Consider the following 17,550-nt stretch of genomic DNA (forward strand, 5'->3'; position numbering starts at 1 on the left):
ATGAAAGCTATACAGTGCATTTCCATTTGCAAGGCATACCGTCACTATGAAGTACTGAAGGACATTTCCCTTGAAATCAACCCCGGTGAATGCTACGCACTTTTTGGCCCAAACGGGGCAGGAAAGACAACACTGCTCAGGATCCTTGCAACCATCCATCGTCCTTCAGGTGGTCAGTTCATAATTGACGGGCACGATGGGGTCCGCGAGAAAATCAGGGTGCGGGAGTCATTGTTTCTGATAGCCCATGGTTCTTATCTCTATGATGACCTGAGCGCTGTCGAAAATATTCGTTTTGCTGCCGGCCTCCGCGGGAAAGGCCCATCTGACCGTGAAATTAAGCTCGCACTCGACCGGGTTGGAATAGGTGCATTCTCGGAGCTCAGAACCCGTTATTTTTCTGCAGGGATGAAAAAGCGACTGTCCATTGCAAAATCAATCCTTATCCGGCCACAGGTACTGCTGATGGATGAACCATACGCATCACTTGATGAAAAGGGACAGCAGATGGTCAATAATTATCTCAGTGAAATTACCAGATCAGGCGGAACAGTCTTTATGACGACTCATGACCGGGCACGCACCGCTGAAGTAGCCCATCGCGCCGGCGTCCTGACACAGGGAATACTCAGCGAGATTCCGGTACAACTGTTGAAAGAGATACATGATATTTTTTAAAGTAATCCGGTGGATCGTCTGGAAAGACCTGTTAAGCGAGATACGGAGTCGTGAAAACATCTCATCAATGTTTTTTTTCGCGCTGATTGTAATCCTGATATTCAGTTTCAGCCTGTCAATGGATCAGGAAATTGCAGCAGAAATAATACCGGGGATTTTATGGATCGCATTCAGTTTCACAGGAATCATCGGTTTGGGGAAATCCTTTCTGGTGGAAACCCAGAACGACTGCATGGAAAACCTACTTATGGCCCCGATACCGAAGGGGGCTGTCTACATTGGGAAGCTGCTTGGGAATTTTCTATTTATGTTCATTGTCGAGATCATCCTTTTCCCCCTGTTTATCATCTTTTTTAACCTCGACATACTTGGACAGATCCCTATGATTATGTTAATATGTTTCCTTGGCACGCTTGGCCTTTCGGCCATGGGAACCCTTCTCTCAGCCATGACGGTTCAGATCAAGGCAAGGGAGGTTATGTTCCCGCTGATGCTGCTCCCGCTTGTTGTCCCGGTAATTATAGGTGCGGTTGAGGCAACGAAGGGCGCGCTGAATGGAGACCCGCTAAAGCTTTATCAGCAGTGGCTGCAGCTGCTTACTGTATTCGATATTGTTTTTCTGATTGTGTCGTACTGGTTATTTGAGTTTATACTGGAGGATTAGGTTTAAATGAATAAATTGATTCAGTGGATGAGACGCCTTGAAGGATGGTTCGGACTTGCAACAGCCATTTTTCTTGCAGTTGGACTGTATATGTCCCTCATCTCTTCTCCGCCGGATTACTATCAGGGAGAAATCGTCAGAATAATGTATGTCCACGTACCATTTGCCCAAACCTCGCTCCTTTCATATCTGGTGCTGTTTATTGGAAGCATCTGGTACCTGTGGAAAAAAGACAGTGTGATCGACAACCTCAGCCATGCAACTGCCGGTATTGGGGTATTCTTTACTGCCGGAGAACTGGTTACCGGGTCCATCTGGGGAAAACCGGCATGGAATACCTGGTGGTCATGGGATGCACGGATGACATCCGCCTTAGTCCTTCTCCTGATATTGGTGGCCTATCTGATGCTGCGGGTGTTTATGGATGACAGGGATAAAGAGGCCCGCTATGCCGCAATACTCGCCATTGTCGGTTTTATAGACCTGCCGATAGTTTATTTCTCTGTAGAATGGTGGAGAACTCTTCATCAGCCACTCTCTGTCTCTCAAAGGGGGCTTGCCATTTCACAGGAAATCCTGATACCATTGATTGTGATGACTATCGGATTCTACCTGCTCTTTACCTACATGGTAATGGTCCGGACCAGGATGCTTTACCTGGGGCACCTCCTCGAAGCCAAGAAAGGACGTTTTCTGAGTCAGGCGCATCTATGAGCAGGGTAAAGACTTTGTTTTACATTAGATGGGGTATTATACTCCTTGTCATATTTACAATTGCTGTTTTGGGATACCAGAGATATCTGCGGGATGTGGCCAGTCTCACACCGGATCAGATTCTTGAGCACCCTTCCAATGAAACAGTGCGGATAAGCGGGATGATCCAGGGTGGCAGTCTGACCAGGGAAGATGACGGCCTGAGTGCGTCATTCAGTCTTCAGGGTAACAACAGGAGCCTTATTGTCCGCTACCACGGTCAGGACACCGATTCACTAAGAGACCTCAAGGTAGTTGTAGTTACCGGAAGGATGAATACCAAAACAGCAGAATTTGAAGGCGAGGCCCTTTCCCTCGTTCCCAACTACGGATTTGTGGCAGTTTCGTATCTGCTGGGCATATTGCCAACCTGCCTTTTCCTGTTTTTGATGGAACGAAAGCTTCGCTTACTATACACAGAGGTTAAAGAGGCAAAGCTCTACGAACCGGAGGTCATGTAGTTTGACAAAAGGCAGAAAGATTGGCATTGGCGTAAGCATTCTCATTATTGCAGGAGCGCTTGGATATCTTGCGCTTGGAAACTTCGGGGAAAATCTGATCTATTTTTATACCCCATCGGAGATCCGTACGCTTTCCCCTGATTATTACGGCAGGAAGGTTCGGGTAGGAGGAATGGTTGTAATGGGAAGCCTGAAAGTCATTCCCAATACCCTTCGTATGAACTTTGACCTCACTGACGGTGCTGAGACAATCCAGGTAGCCTTTGAAGGTGTGCCTCCGGACCTCTTCAAGGAGGGGACCGGGGCTGTTGCAGAGGGCTATTGGGACTCCGGCAAAATCTTTCACTCCAATATGATTATGGCCAAACATTCAGAAGACTATATGCCAATAGAGATGAAACGGGCAGGTGTGGAGCTGCCAAAGAAGGACTTTATAAAATCACTGCAGGAATAGATAATTTATGCAACACTGGAAATACACAGTATGATGATAGAGCTCGGTTACTTCGCTGTAATCACTGCACTAATGGTATCCATAGCCGGAATAATCATCCCTGTTGCCGGCCTTTGGACAGTAAATAACAGCTTGATACGGGCCGGACGGCAGATTGTCACAGTAAACTTCCTCCTGATTTCACTTGCCTGCGGAACCCTTATTTACTCCTTCCTGATGCGCGACTTCTCGGTGAAATATGTTGCAATGAACTCCAACAGCCGGCTGCCTGTCTTCTATACAATTGCAGCCCTTTGGGGAGGACATGAGGGTTCTCTGCTGTTCTGGACATGGATCCTTAGCGCTTTTGCCGCCCTTGCCGCATGGATCCACTGGAAGAAACACCCTGCAACTATCCCGTACCTTATAGCTATCGAGTCCGCAGTAACAGCCGGGTTCCTTGCACTCATTGTATTTCTGTCGAGTCCCTTTGAGCGCATATTTCCCGCCCCTTCTGAAGGCATGGATCTGAATCCCCTGCTGCAGGACCCGGGCATGGTGTTTCATCCGCCTTTTCTTTATCTCGGGTATGTAGGTTTTTCCATTCCATTTTCCTTTGCCATGGCAGCCCTTCTCTCCGGCCGGCTGGGGGAAGAATGGATTCGGTCAACCCACCGGTGGACACTCCTGTCCTGGATCATGCTGACATTCGGCATCCTGATGGGAGGATACTGGGCCTACTACGAATTGGGTTGGGGAGGGTACTGGGCGTGGGACCCGGTTGAAAACGCATCTTTTATGCCGTGGCTGGTCGGAACCGCATATCTTCACTCTGTGATGGTTCAGGAAAAGCGTAAGATGTTCAAGGTCTGGAACCTCTTTTTGATTATCGTGACATTCTCTCTCTCTCTGCTTGGGACATTCCTTGTTCGAAGCGGGATACTCTCTTCTGTTCATGCCTTCGCAAATGATCCCGGAAGAGGTGTGTATATACTGATTTTTATGTCCGCTGTACTGCTCTTCTCCTTCGGCACTCTCATCATACGGTCAAACCTGCTAAAGACAAAAATCGAAATGGATTCTATCGTATCCCGCGAGTCAGCTTACTTATTCAACAACCTTTTCCTGCTCATAGCTACTGCAACTGTATTTCTTGGAACACTATACCCCCTGCTCGTTGACACCCTGTACGGGACAAAGGTAACTGTTGGCGCCCCTTACTACAACAAGGTCTTCATGCCCATCGTCCTGATTATACTTATTCTGATGGGGATTGCGCCAATGATCGCCTGGCGTAAGGCCTCAGCGGAAAACATACGCAGGAACTTTCTGATACCATTAATAGCCGGTTTGGCCAGTGCAGCTATTTTCGCCATCTTTGGCATTAGAATGGCTTATCCTTTGATTATAGTGTTTATTGCCTGTTTTGTCTCCGCAACAATCATAATTGACCTGTATAAAACCAGCTCCTACTGGTCAAGTCATTCCGGAGTAAGTCTTCCAGCCGGCATTTATAAGGCATGGCACCACAATCAGCGGCGCTACGGCGGGCTTGTAACCCACATTGGAGTCCTGGTCCTCATACTCGGAATAGTCGGATCATCTGCCTACAAACTGGAAAAGACCGTTATGCTGAAACCAGGAGATGAGTTCAAGCTTGGAAGCTACTCCTACAAGTTCCTGGGGATTCAGGATGCGGCAGGAATCAACTGGCGCGGTGTTGAGGCCCTGTTTAATGTCTATGAGAAAGATCGTTTTGTAGCAGAGATGCGGCCCCAGAAGCGCCAATATATGGGCGGTTCTCAAATGCCGACGACAGAGGCTGCCATCGAACCTCGCCGTATGGGAGATCTATACCTCTCACTCAGTGAAATCACAGAGGAGGGATGGATCACGGTTATGGCCTTTCAGAATCCTTTAATCCACTGGATCTGGTATGGCGGCGGGATCATGGGTCTGGGTGTAGTCCTGATACTCTTTAAGAGAAGGCGGAGGGATTCATAATGAAAGGGTGGCATGTCGCAATTATTATTGCCCTTATCGGGATCATAGGGCTTTTTTACGCAGGACTCGGCCGTGACCCGCGCAGCATCCCCTCAGTACTTGTCGGAAAAGAGGCACCCCCATTTTCAGGTCCGGATGTCCAGACCGGCGAAAACCTTTCCCTCAGTTCATACAAAGGGAAGGTAGTAGTCCTTAATTTCTGGGCATCATGGTGTCAGGAATGCAGATTGGAGCATCAGGCACTCCTCTCCATAAATGGACAGTTCAGGAGTCATCCTGATTTCGTAATGCTTGGCATTGATTACCAGGACCAGCCAGGGGATGCAATAGCCTTTCTCAGTTCCTTCGGCAGCACCTATCCCCATGTAAGGGATATCAAAGGCACAATCGCAATTGATTATGGTGTATATGGGGTGCCTGAAACATTTGTTATAGACAGACAGGGAATTATTCGTTTCAAGTATGTCGGTCCGATAATGGGGCCTGTCTATTCACAAATGACTGAACAAATCATACGCCCTCTCTTAGAGGGCAGGGAGCCTCAACGTTCATGAAGAAAGTTATATGGATTGTCTCATTCCTCCTTCTGTTCACTGCTGCAACCGTCATCAGGGCTGAAATAAGGGATGAGACTGACCTGGATGCAAGGACAAGGGATGTGGCAAAAACACTTCGATGCACAGTGTGCCAGAATGAATCCATCTGGGACTCCAAAGCTGACCTGGCAAAGCAGATGAGAGAGGTGGTCAGGGAACGGCTTGCGCAGGGCCAAAGCCCGGAAGAGATCCAGGCATATTTTCAAAGCCGCTATGGTGACTATATACTGCTCGAACCACGAAAGTCCGGATTGAACTGGCTCCTATGGGCAGGCCCGTTCGTCCTGCTTATCGTTGGAGGGGTCATCCTCTACATTGTTATGCGCCGCTGGGTCTCAGGGACAAAGGATACCAGCGTTGAAGAAATGCCTGCACTGGATGAGGCACACCGCAGACGAATCGAAGAAGAGCTGAAATCTTTCGACAAATAATGGAGGCGCATTAGAAAATGTTCATTGTTTATGCAGCAGTGCTTATAATAATTGTACTGCTCCTGATTGCATGGCCGCTATTTAGAAATAGCAGGCGTCAGCCCCTGTCTCAGGCTGACGCCGCAACAGGAGACGCAGCAGCAGATCTGGAAACAGAAAAAGAGAACATACTCGCATCAATCAGGGATCTGGAGGCTGACATCCAGGGCGGAAAACTCTCTCCGGCCGACTATAAACGGCTCAGGGATATGGAAGAACACCGTCTTGCTGAAATACTTGACCGGATAGACAGCATAGAAGCAGCAGAAGATGAAACGCCTGAACGACGCAAAGGCCTGGCAAATGACAATGAGCCATCTGCCAGGTTCCGGGCCATGAATATAGCAGTATTGACGATACTTATCCTTCTTATCGCAGGGGGCGCTTCCGCAGTCTATTATTATCATTCTGTGAAAATTCAGGAACAAAACCTGGAAGCCATGATGGAGAATCCCGGGGCCGTCTCAATGGAAGGTACACCAGGCCCCGTCGAAATGGTCGCCAGACTGGAACGAAAGCTCAGGCAAAACCCAAATGACCTCGATGGCCAGATTATGGCCGGACGGTCCTATATGACAATTCAAAGGCCGGAAGAGGCCCGGAAGGCATGGAGCAAGGTCATAGAGCTTGATCCCAATAATATAGAGGCCTATTACAGCATGGGATACCTGCTTATTCAGTCAGCTGCCCCGGGCAATCCGGACAGCTATAACAAGTCAATAGAATATCTCGATCATGCACTTTTGCTCTCCCCCGGATTACCGGCTGCCCTCTACTATAAAGGGCTTGCCCTTGCACATCTGAAGCAGTATGATGAGGCAGTAAAGAACTGGGAGGGGGCAATTCAAAATCTCCCGCCAGGCAGTGAAGACTCGGAATTCGTAAAGGACGCACTCAGAAAGCTAAAGAGCGGGAATCTCTAAATGCTTACCGCCGGTTTTAAACTTTTCAGGGTCCTGGGTATACCCATATATGTAAACTACACCTGGTTTATTGTATTTTCCCTTGTTGTATATACACTTGCTGTCAGCTACTTTCCTTATCTTGGACCATACTACGAGCCATGGATCAGGTGGATGATGGCTTTTATCGCAGCCATCATCTTATTCTCCTCCATACTGCTGCATGAATTATCTCATTCCTATGTTGCACAAAAACAGGGCATCAGGATTAAGAGCATAACCCTTTTTGTGTTCGGCGGCATAGCTCAAATGGTTGGAGAATCCCGCACCCCTTCAGGAGAAATTAAGATTGCTGCAGCAGGACCTGCCTTGAGCCTTTTCATATCAGGAATATTCTGGACTATAGTATTCGTGTTTAAGCGGGATATGGCTACATCCCCTGTACTGGCAATATCATATTTCCTTGCATACACAAACATGATGCTTGCCGTATTTAACCTTATACCAGGTTTTCCCCTTGACGGCGGGCGTATGCTAAGGGCATTCATTTGGAAGCGCACCAATAACCTGAACAGGGCGACACTTATAACAAGCAGGATAGGCAAAGGTTTTGCCATCCTGCTGATTGTCGGCGGATTGTGGGACTTGCTGAATGGTGTGTTTATAAGCGGCCTCTGGCTTATATTCGTGGGAATGTTCCTTCAGCAGGCGGCTGATGAGGGATACAGGCAGACCCTGCTTCACCGCACCCTCTCCTCTGTCAGGATCAGGAATATCATGGTATCACCCGCAATATCAGTTAATGACAATATGACCATTGACCATATAGTAAACAACTTTTTCTTCCGCTATCGCTTTAACAGTTTTCCGGTTGTTTCAGGAGAGGAGTTGGCCGGCATCATCTCTATTCATGATATAAAGGTTGTAGAAAAAGAGAAATGGCCTTATACTATTGTACGGGATGTAATGTTTAAGGACATTTCTGCCTTTACCATCTCACCTGAGAGCGGAGCACTTGAAGCCCTCGACAAGATGATTGATACCCACCGTGGCAGGCTTGTTGTGCTCGAAGACAGAAGGATAGCCGGCATGATCAGTCAGCGTGACATAATGCAGATGCTGAAATTAAAGGCAGACCTGGGAAATTCATAACAATTAAAAGGACTCCGGCAACAATGAAAAAGAAGTTATCCATTCTTTATTGTACACCTGAGGTCACGCCATTCTCCAAGACAGGAGGGCTTGGAGATGTTGCCGGGAGCTTGCCCAGGGCGCTTGCTGCAGCCGGATGTGATATCCGGGTTATTACACCCAAATATGCCGGGATCAATGAATCATTACATAAATTAAAGAAGGTTGCAGAAAACATATCTTTTAAAATAGGAACCAGGGACGAAACAGGGGGGCTTTATAAGGGGACTCTTCCCGGGAGCAGGATCCCGGTTTATTTCGTCAGTAGCGGCAAATATTTCAACAGAAAGGAACTTTACCAGGAAGGCGGGAAAGATTATGTAGACAACATGGAAAGATTTTCCTTTTTCTCCATGATGGCTCTCCACTCCATGGAAAGGCTGGGTTGGCAGCCTGACATCATTCACTGCAATGACTGGCAGACCGCCCTGATACCCGTGTACTTAAAAACCTTTTTGAGGACAGCAAATATCCGGACCCTTTTTACGATCCATAACCTTGGTTATCAGGGGCTGTTTGGCATGGATAAACTCCCGCTCACAGGGCTTGACTGGAGCCTCTTCAGGATGAACGGACTCGAATTTTACGGACAGATAAATTTACTTAAAGGAGGTATAGTCTTTTCCGATATTGTAACAACAGTGAGTCCGACATACAGCAGGGAAATACAGACTAAGGAATACGGTTGTGGCCTTGAGGGAGTCCTTCAGGAGCATAGTAAAAACCTTTACGGCATTATAAACGGCGTTGACTATGATGAGTGGGATCCATCCGCAGACAATCACATCTCAGTTAAATATGGTATTAAATCGATCATCCGCAAAAAGGACTGTAAAGGAGACCTGCAAAAAAATTGCGGACTCCCGGTTTCAGACGCTCCTCTGATTGGAATGGTATCGAGACTGGACGACCATAAGGGATATGACATACTTGCAGAAATTATGGATGAATTAATGCAACTCGACATACAGATGGTAATGCTTGGCACAGGCAGGGCTAAATATCAGGATATGTTCAGGAAGTTTAAAGAGAAATACCCCGCTAAATTATCTGTTAACCTCTTTTTTGACAATACGCTCGCACACAAGATAGAGGCAGGAGCGGACCTGTTTCTTATACCTTCGAAGTACGAGCCGTGCGGTCTGAGCCAGCTTTATAGTTTCAGGTACGGCACCATACCTGTGGCGCATAAGACAGGTGGGCTTGCTGATACAATAACAGACTATCTCCCTTCGACCATTGCAGGCAAAACAGCCACAGGTTTTCTATTCAGCCATTACAGTCCGGATGACCTGTTAAAGGCCATACTGCTGGCGCTTTGTGTTTATGATGACAAAAAGGCATGGAAGAACCTCGTTACCGCAGGGATGAAGTCAGACTTTTCATGGAAACAACCGGCAAAAGAATATCTGGGGCTTTATAAAAAAATTCTTGATAAGGAGGCGTATTAATGAATATTGGCATTCTGACGGGCGGAGGAGACTGCCCGGGACTGAATTCTGTAATCAGGGCAGTTGTTAAAAAGGCATCACAACTTGGACATCACGTAATTGGTATCAGGGACGGATGGAAAGGGCTGATCGAACTCAACTATAAAGAACTCGACAAAGGGTCTGCCTCCGGGATACTCCATTTGGGAGGCACTATACTCGGGACATCACGGACCAATCCCTTTGCAAAGGAGGGCAATCCTCAGAGGGTAATTGAGAACATAAAGAAACTGGGGCTCGATGTCCTTGTTGCAATCGGAGGGGATGACACACTGGGTGTTGCAAATAAACTTTATGGAATGGGAATCAATACAATAGGAGTACCCAAGACCATAGATAATGACCTGTCAGCCACTGATTTTACATTTGGCTTTGATTCTGCAGTAAACATCGTCATGAATGCCCTTGACAATCTCCACAGCACGGCAGAATCCCATCACAGGGTATTGGTAGTCGAGGTGATGGGACGGCATGCAGGATGGATTGCCACGTATGGAGGACTTGCAGGAGGCGCTGACTATATACTCATCCCTGAGAAGCCTTTCACTATTGATGAGGTATGTGATAGCATAAAACGGAGACAGGCGTCAGGGAAAAGATTCAGCATAATTGTCGCGGCAGAGGGTGCTGTGCTGGCAGAGGGTGAGACAGTCATCACAAAGGATATAAAGAAAGACGCCTTTGGCCATGTAATGCTCGGAGGCATAGGAAAATTCCTGTGTGCAGAGATCGAAAACCGCACAGGGGCGGAGTGCAGGGATGTGGTCCTGGGTCACCTGCAGCGTGGAGGAAGCCCGACGGCCTTTGACAGGATACTGGCAACACGCTATGGAATCGCTGCTGTTGATCTTATAGAAAAAAAGGACTTTGGCAAGATGGTTGCCCTCAGGGGCAATCAGATAGTTGCCGTAAGTCTCGAAGAAGGCGTACAAAAGGCCAAGACAGTGGATATGGATATCTATGAGATTGCCACAACATTTTTCGGGTAATGAAGACGAGGGTGCATCTGTTCATCAATGGTATTGTCCAGGGGGTTTTTTTCAGGGATTCAGCCAAACAGGTTGCCCAATCACTTGGTATAACCGGTTTTGTAAAAAACCTGCCGGATGGACGGGTAGAACTGGTTGCTGAAGGGGAAAAGGATTCAGTGGATAAGTTGGTACAATGGTGCCGCAAGGGACCTCCGGCAGCAATAGTCGAATCAGTAGAAGCAAATCCTGAACCTTATAATGATGAGTTTGAACTCTTCGATGTGAAGAGATCACGGTAAAGAAATCTGGGGGTACGGTTTGAAGAAAATCAACTTCGCAATGGCATTGCACTTTCATCAACCTGTTGACAACTTTGACAGTGTCTTTAAGGAAGCATATGAAAAGAGTTACAAACCATTCATTGATGTCCTGGAGAAGTATCCTTCTATAAAGGTTACCCTGCATTACTCCGGAAGCCTGCTTGAATGGATCGAGTCCAACAGGCCTGAGCTTATTAAGAGAATCAGCGATTTAGTCGCCAGCGGACAGGTGGAAATGATGACAGGCGGGTTTTATGAACCAATATTGTGTGTCATACCACGGCGTGATTCTATCGGTCAGATCAGCATGATGACGGAATATTTAAAAAACAAATTCCACGCTGAAGCCAGGGGGATGTGGCTTACAGAACGGATATGGGAGCCTCACCTCCCGAGCCTGCTTCATGATTCTGGCATAAGGTATCTGATAATTGATGATATCCACTTTCGCTATGCGGGACTGTCTGAAGACCAGCTTCATGGATATTATTCAACAGAGGACGAGGGTAAGGTTGTTTATCTCTTTCCGTCCAGTGAAAGGCTCAGGTATTCGATCCCTTTCAGGGAAGTTCATGAGACTATAGACTACCTTAAAGGAGCGGCCACAGAAGAAGGAGACCGGCTTCTTGTTTATGGCGATGACGGAGAGAAGTTCGGGTTGTGGCCGGATACTTACAACTGGGTTTATAACGAGAAGTGGCTTGAACGGTTTTTTGAAGCCCTGAGCCATGAATCGTCCTGGCTCAACCTCACGACAATCAGCGAGGCCGCTAAAAATATACGGCCGCATGGAAGAGTATACATACCGACAGCATCTTACAGGGAAATGATGGAATGGGCGCTTCCCTATGAAAGCTGTGCCCATTTTGAAAATGTCCTTTTGGACATACGAAACAACGGAAAAGAAGGTTATTATGCACCCTTTATCCGGGGTGGCTTCTGGCGTAATTTCCTCGAAAAATATCCTGAATCCAATAATATGCATAAGAAGATGCTCAGGGTAAGTACCAAGGTATCAGAACTGACAGATGGGAGCAGCAAGCCTATTGATCCTGACTACATCGGAAGGTGCGTTGCAAGGAAGGGTGAGGGCCTCCCGCCTAATGTTTATGAGGCATACCTTGAATTATGGAGGGGGCAGGTAAATTGCCCGTACTGGCATGGCATTTTCGGAGGACTCTACCTTGGGCATTTAAGGGCAGCGGTATACAGACACCTGATCAGTGCAGAAAGGATCTCAGATGATGCAAGACATGGACACGGCAACTGGATCGAGGTCGAACACTATGATTTTGATTGCGACGGCAGCGATGAGATATTAGTAACTACTCCGGCAATCTCCATGGTTGTAGATACTCACAAGGGCGGTATAATTACTGAACTTGACTACAGGCCTGCATCATTTAATATTCTTAATACACTGGCGAGAAGACCTGAAGTCTACCATAAGAAGATACATAACTCGGCTGGCAGCGCTCACAATGAAGAAGGGCCGGCCTCCATACATGACATTTCCAAATCAAAAGAGGCTGACCTCCACCTGCATCTTCACTATGACACTTACCGCCGGGGCATGCTGATAGATCACATATTAGGCAGTGACACATCTCTTGAAGCTGTCATGCAAAACAGACAGACTGATCTTGGCGGATTTCCCTACGCACCTTATAAATCTTCCATAAAAGATATCCGGAATGGGAGGATTATAGTCCTTGAGGGAGAGGGTGTTGTTAATGGGACAAAGGTCTGTGTAACAAAGAATATAAAGATTGAAGATGGAAGTCCTGATCTTGAGATAAATTATTCATTGAGGTATATATCAGGCAATCCTTGTGATATTTGGTTCGGCCCTGAATTTAATTTTGCCATGCTCAATGGCAGGACTGACCTCTGCAGGTATTACACAGAAGGCGGCTATCTTGAAGACTCATGTCAGACAAGCAGGGGCGAAAGCAAAAATGTATCATACTTCGGAATAGAAAACAGGCTTATAGCAGTCAATATTGGCCTGACATTTTCTGAGAAATGCACGCTCTGGAGATTCCCTGTTGAGACCGTATCCCAGTCTGAAAGCGGATTTGAGAAAGAATACCAGGGCTCTGTACTGATCCCGCAATGGAAGTTTTCTCTTGATAGTGGCATGGAATGGGGTGTCAGGATAATACTTACCATGCGAAATATCTGATACTTTCCAATCCTGTGGAAAACTTCGAATCCCGCTGTGGGAAAACCTTGCAAAATTATTTTTCCTGTATTATACTGATGTCCGATATCAATAATTATCCAACTTTGTTTTTCACATCAGATATCATCCGTAGCAGAACTTACTCTGACAGGTCGTAACAAGATGCTGAAAAGAAATCTTATCTTAATATGTTTGTGTTATCTGCTTTTTTGGGAATTAATTCCCATCGCAAGTGCCGGAGAGGTTATGCTTGCATGGGACCCACCAACAACCGACTCTGATGGCTACCCTCTGACAGACCTTGGCGGCTATAAAGTCTATTATGGGACTGCGTCAGGAACCTATAACACCAGCATAAATGTGAATAATGTTACATCCTGGACTGTGACCAACCTGTCTGAGGGACGAGGTTACTACTTCGCTGTTACTGCCTATGACATTGCAGGAAATGAGAGTGACTTTTCCAATGAGGTAATAAAAAGAATCCCAGGTATTATTCCTGGTAATATTGACACAATCACGCCAGGCTCTGTAAACCGCGTAGACGGCTATGACCTGATTGCATTGGAACGGGCTTTTGGTACTACCCCTGTAAGTGCAAACTGGAATCCTCTCGCGGATATTGATGGCAACGGGATGGTTGATCAGCAGGACCTCGGCATATTGATTGGGAACTTTGGCGCCGTAGAATAAAAAAGGAGTTTCTGATGAAAAATAAAATTTCGTTGTCGTTGTTTTGGGCGCTGGCCGTACTATGCCTTTTCCCATTATCGCCGGTTAATGCCTTCGTATACTCACAGGAAAATCCTGCACCTGGAACCGGAAGCATATATCTAAGCTACAATTCAACACAGAGTCAGGGAAATATTCTCGCATTAGATGTAAGGGTTAACTCTTTGTCAGGCACAACGCCTGCGATAGGCGCTGCATTCGATGTCAACTTTGACCCTGCTGTACTGACCTACGACAGTTATCTTCCTGGAAATTTCTTTGAGGGGAGTGACATCCCTGATAACGGAAACATGGTGAAACTGGTTGCAAGTCCTCAGGCAGTGCCGGGAACGTTAATCATAGGGTTGTCACAAAATAACGGGGACCCGGGGGCATCTGGAAGCGGGACTCTTCTGACATTAAAATTCAGGGTATCCTCAACTGCGGCGCAGGTCCTGCAAAGCAATGTCTCCTTATCTCTCATGAACATGTTAGACCTTCAGGGAGAGATGATAGGAGGACTGAACTGGTACGACGGCCAGGTAGTCCAGCAGCCGCTTGAGATCACCACTGCTTCCATGCCACAGGGGACACAGGGGAGCAGTATGACGATTCTCCTCAATGCCTCGGGAGGATTTCCGCCTTACACATGGAGCAGGCAGGCTGGCAGCCTTCCACCAGGTCTTTCGCTTAACTCAGGCACAGGCGTAATATCAGGAACCCCGTCCCAGGCCGGGACTTATCCTGTTACCATCAGATTGACAGACTCATTATCACAGGGTGTAACAAGGGATCTTAACATGGTAATCAATCCCTCATTGCAGATCCTGACCTCTGTACTTGATGGGACTACTGTCAATCAGACATACAACACAGCATTGTCAGGCTCAGGTGGGACTGCCCCGCTGACCTGGGATATTGCATCAGGGGCGTTGCCTCCGGGCATCCTTTTAAACAGTGCAACAGGCATATTAAGCGGCACGCCGTCATCATCAGGCCTGTTCTCCTTTTCAGCCCGGGTTAGAGATGCGAATGGCGCAACTGCATCCAGGAACCTGACAATTACTGTTTATCAGGGAATATCAGTAAGCACAAACTCCCTGCCGGAGACAACAGCAGGCGCTGCCTATAACAGCACCCTGCAGGCGCAGGGCGGGGCAGCACCATACACATGGACAATATCCTCAGGACTTCCTGCGGGTCTTAGCCTTGTCTCATCAACAGGAGAGATACTTGGTATAACATCAACTGCCGGCAACTGGGGATTCACAGTAACTGTCAGAGACCTGTACGGCGCCACTGCAACAAAGATGCTGGCAATCATGGTAAATCCAGCCCCGTCCATAGTGACTGCATCTGTAAGCAGTCTTTATCAGAATAGCACGGGACAGGGCGCAACCTTTACAGCAACAGGCGGGGTATCTCCATATACATGGAGCCTCGTATCAGGGGCCCTTCCTGCAGGCCTGATTCTGGATGCACAAAGCGGCGTTGTCTCTGGTACACCTGTTAAACCTGGAAAGTATACCTTTACAGTAAGGGTAACCGATGCTGTGGGAATAACATCAAACACTGCCTATCAGTGGGTCATTCTCGCATCACCTCCGGGAAATGTTGACTTTATGACATCAGGCTCAGTCAACAGGGTGGACGGATATGACCTCATTGCCCTTGATATTGCACTGGGGATTTCACCTGCTTCACCGGAATGGAATCCATTTGCAGATTTGGATGGTGATGGGGACATTGATAATGATGACCTTATCATCCTCCAGGGGAACTTTGGGAAATCGAATGGACAATAAAAAGATATACAAGGGCATTCAAGACAGGGTTTGGATTGTTGTACACATCTTCTTTATCAGCGTGATACTTATTTCATGCGGTTCAGGGGGGGCAGGCACTCAGTCAACTACCTCCCCTGCTCAGGGAGGAGCAGCCCTTTTTTCAGCAGAACTGCAGGACTGCTCGTCACCTCCACCCAATAGTGTATATGTCTGTAAAAACATCATCAGGAGTAATGATGATGTCCTGGCTATTGATGTAATGATCAGTTCAGACAAGCCCGTATTTGGCGCTGCATTTGACCTGTTGATTAACGGGGCCAGCGTCGGGGTCGTTCTGAAGGATGACCATTCAGTGGATTTCCTGCAGCCGGACCCTTCCCCGGAAGGTATAGAAATGTGGAAACAGCTATTTGTCGCACTGGATGGAGAAACCCTGATTGTAGGTGCATCCAGGGGAAAAGGGCTTGGTCCGCTTACTGGTAAAATTCATGTACTAACCTTAAAGTTTAAAAAACCTGCAGGGGAAAGCCCACTCAATTTCGCCCATAACAGTATTATTGATGAAAAAGGACATCCTGTAGATATCCCTGATGAGAGGTGGTATGGAGGATATTTTACGCCGGGTTTATGAACCCTGGGTCTGTGCATGTATCTGCTGTTCCGCAGGCTTCGGGTTTGTTGCGTCTGCCTCCTGCACACCCTTCCAGTAAGGCAGCAGTGCACTCTTTGTATAGCGGACCGACGGGTTCCAAAGCAGCCACTCACTGATGCCAAGGTCATTTGCAGCCTTGATCTGTATCCTGACCTCTGCTGCGCCATACGGCGGGTTTCCGAGGGTAAAGTCCTGCAGCCAGGGTCTTATCTTGCCTTTTATTATCGCCTCTGTCTGTGTCTGATCAATAGATTTTTTTATGGCATCTCTCAGGGAATGTCTTATGATCTCATAGGGGGCGCTGTTCGGATTCTTATAACCATATGAACCTTTCCAGTAGTGTGACGGATATATCATTGGAGAGATATAATCTACCCTGTCAATCAACTGCTTGAAGTTCTGGCCGATGCCGACGTCATCACGGAGGGTGGTAAGGCCAAATACGTCTACGGATAGTTTTACATTATAGGGGGCCAGGCGTCTGCCGGCCTCTTCTACAAAAGATGAAATCAGCGCAGCAGCCTTATCCTCATTGTGTCCGTCAGGATACGAAATCTCCCTGAGCGGGCCGTCGCTGGGGAACCTTACATAGTCAAACTGTATCTCATCAAAACCACGCGCCGCCGCATCTTCTGCAAGGCTGAGGTTATAGTCCCACACCTCTTTAGAATATGGGTTGGTGAATGCCTCTCCCTTATAGTCCCTCCAAATACCTTCTGTAACCTTGTTCATTATGGCCAGATCAGTCCTTTTTTCTGCAAGGAAGGTGTCCTTAAAGAGGACTATACGGGCAATCTTGTAAATATTGTGCCTCTTACACTCCTCTAAAATGCCATCCAGATTTCTGATCCTCTTCTGGATAGCCCCGGAAGACCTGGCGAGCGGGACATCGGCATCATAGGCAACCCTCCCATCCGCCTCCTTAAGGTCTATTACAATCGTATTAAGCTCAGTCTCATCAATGAGTTTTATAAGATCAGGGAAGTACCTCCTGTCTCCGGCAATCCAGCTTGTAACATGAATGCCTTTTACCTCAGGTTTTTCCACTCTGAGAGATGGAGGATACGGGTGGGTATCAACATTTTCCTGCTGTTGATAATCCCGCGGACTGCTTAATATGACCGGATATGAATCCTGCAGCCAGGCAGAGACCGCAATACCAAAAGATACTAAAAACGATGCCCCTAAGAGCAGATAATTCCACATTGACTTCAGTCTCCTGACGATTGACTCATCAAAACAGCGTGAGGCCCGATTGCCTTGCTGATTTCATCGGTTAATC

18 protein-coding genes are annotated in these 17,550 nt (G+C 47.3%); 17 read left to right on the forward strand and 1 reads right to left on the reverse strand.

Features of this window, described 5'->3' with window-relative positions; translation table 11 throughout:
- From ccmA to IT393_03295, 17 genes are all read left to right on the forward strand, one after another.
- Window positions 1-678 carry a heme ABC exporter ATP-binding protein CcmA gene (ccmA, locus tag IT393_03215; GenBank protein MCC7201662.1) on the forward strand — a complete coding sequence of 226 codons (678 nt, stop codon included), beginning with the start codon at window positions 1-3 and terminating at the stop codon, window positions 676-678.
- Entirely contained in the window at window positions 665-1,342 is a 678-nt protein-coding gene (locus IT393_03220; GenBank protein ID MCC7201663.1) for a heme exporter protein CcmB, read from the forward strand. Before ccmA ends, IT393_03220 begins: the two co-directional genes overlap by 14 nt.
- 6 nt (window positions 1,343-1,348) lie before the next feature.
- On the forward strand, window positions 1,349-2,056 hold the full coding sequence (ccsA, locus tag IT393_03225) for a cytochrome c biogenesis protein CcsA (GenBank protein ID MCC7201664.1): 708 nt from the start codon (window positions 1,349-1,351) through the stop codon (window positions 2,054-2,056).
- On the forward strand, window positions 2,053-2,556 hold the full coding sequence (locus IT393_03230; GenBank protein ID MCC7201665.1) for a cytochrome c maturation protein CcmE: 504 nt from the start codon (window positions 2,053-2,055) through the stop codon (window positions 2,554-2,556). The genes ccsA and IT393_03230 overlap by 4 nt, the downstream gene beginning before the upstream one ends.
- Before the next feature lies 1 nt (window position 2,557).
- Window positions 2,558-3,010, forward strand: coding sequence for a cytochrome c maturation protein CcmE (locus tag IT393_03235; GenBank protein MCC7201666.1), 453 nt, complete (start codon window positions 2,558-2,560; stop codon window positions 3,008-3,010).
- Window positions 3,011-3,040: 30 nt separating this feature from the next.
- Complete coding sequence (locus IT393_03240; GenBank protein ID MCC7201667.1) at window positions 3,041-4,993, forward strand: heme lyase CcmF/NrfE family subunit; 1,953 nt, start codon at window positions 3,041-3,043, stop codon at window positions 4,991-4,993.
- On the forward strand, window positions 4,993-5,547 hold the full coding sequence (locus IT393_03245; GenBank protein ID MCC7201668.1) for a redoxin domain-containing protein: 555 nt from the start codon (window positions 4,993-4,995) through the stop codon (window positions 5,545-5,547). Before IT393_03240 ends, IT393_03245 begins: the two co-directional genes overlap by 1 nt.
- Window positions 5,544-6,020, forward strand: coding sequence for a cytochrome c-type biogenesis protein CcmH (locus IT393_03250; GenBank protein MCC7201669.1), 477 nt, complete (start codon window positions 5,544-5,546; stop codon window positions 6,018-6,020). The genes IT393_03245 and IT393_03250 overlap by 4 nt, the downstream gene beginning before the upstream one ends.
- Window positions 6,021-6,037: 17 nt before the next feature.
- Window positions 6,038-6,982 carry a tetratricopeptide repeat protein gene (locus IT393_03255; GenBank protein MCC7201670.1) on the forward strand — a complete coding sequence of 315 codons (945 nt, stop codon included), beginning with the start codon at window positions 6,038-6,040 and terminating at the stop codon, window positions 6,980-6,982.
- Window positions 6,983-8,113, forward strand: a complete 1,131-nt coding sequence (locus tag IT393_03260) for a site-2 protease family protein (protein MCC7201671.1) — start codon at window positions 6,983-6,985, stop codon at window positions 8,111-8,113.
- A gap of 23 nt (window positions 8,114-8,136) precedes the next feature.
- Window positions 8,137-9,603 (forward strand): glycogen synthase GlgA, encoded by a 1,467-nt coding sequence (gene glgA, locus IT393_03265; GenBank protein ID MCC7201672.1) that lies wholly within the window; start codon window positions 8,137-8,139, stop codon window positions 9,601-9,603.
- Window positions 9,603-10,631 carry a 6-phosphofructokinase gene (locus tag IT393_03270; GenBank protein ID MCC7201673.1) on the forward strand — a complete coding sequence of 343 codons (1,029 nt, stop codon included), beginning with the start codon at window positions 9,603-9,605 and terminating at the stop codon, window positions 10,629-10,631. Before glgA ends, IT393_03270 begins: the two co-directional genes overlap by 1 nt.
- Window positions 10,631-10,912 carry an acylphosphatase gene (locus tag IT393_03275; protein MCC7201674.1) on the forward strand — a complete coding sequence of 94 codons (282 nt, stop codon included), beginning with the start codon at window positions 10,631-10,633 and terminating at the stop codon, window positions 10,910-10,912. Before IT393_03270 ends, IT393_03275 begins: the two co-directional genes overlap by 1 nt.
- Before the next feature lie 19 nt (window positions 10,913-10,931).
- Window positions 10,932-13,118, forward strand: a complete 2,187-nt coding sequence (locus IT393_03280) for a DUF1926 domain-containing protein (protein MCC7201675.1) — start codon at window positions 10,932-10,934, stop codon at window positions 13,116-13,118.
- A gap of 192 nt (window positions 13,119-13,310) precedes the next feature.
- The gene (locus IT393_03285; GenBank protein MCC7201676.1) at window positions 13,311-13,811 is read left to right on the forward strand and encodes a fibronectin type III domain-containing protein; all 501 of its coding nucleotides are present in this window, start codon (window positions 13,311-13,313) and stop codon (window positions 13,809-13,811) included.
- 14 nt (window positions 13,812-13,825) lie between these two features.
- Window positions 13,826-15,634 carry a putative Ig domain-containing protein gene (locus tag IT393_03290; protein ID MCC7201677.1) on the forward strand — a complete coding sequence of 603 codons (1,809 nt, stop codon included), beginning with the start codon at window positions 13,826-13,828 and terminating at the stop codon, window positions 15,632-15,634.
- The gene (locus IT393_03295) at window positions 15,624-16,247 is read left to right on the forward strand and encodes a hypothetical protein (GenBank protein ID MCC7201678.1); all 624 of its coding nucleotides are present in this window, start codon (window positions 15,624-15,626) and stop codon (window positions 16,245-16,247) included. The genes IT393_03290 and IT393_03295 overlap by 11 nt, the downstream gene beginning before the upstream one ends.
- Here IT393_03295 and IT393_03300 read toward each other — a convergent pair.
- Window positions 16,242-17,474 (reverse strand): putative glycoside hydrolase, encoded by a 1,233-nt coding sequence (locus tag IT393_03300; GenBank protein ID MCC7201679.1) that lies wholly within the window; start codon window positions 17,472-17,474, stop codon window positions 16,242-16,244. The genes IT393_03295 and IT393_03300 overlap by 6 nt on opposite strands.
- Window positions 17,475-17,550: the final 76 nt, after the last annotated feature.

Source organism: Nitrospirota bacterium (assembly GCA_020851375.1).
GTDB lineage: Bacteria > Nitrospirota > 9FT-COMBO-42-15 > HDB-SIOI813 > HDB-SIOI813 > RBG-16-43-11.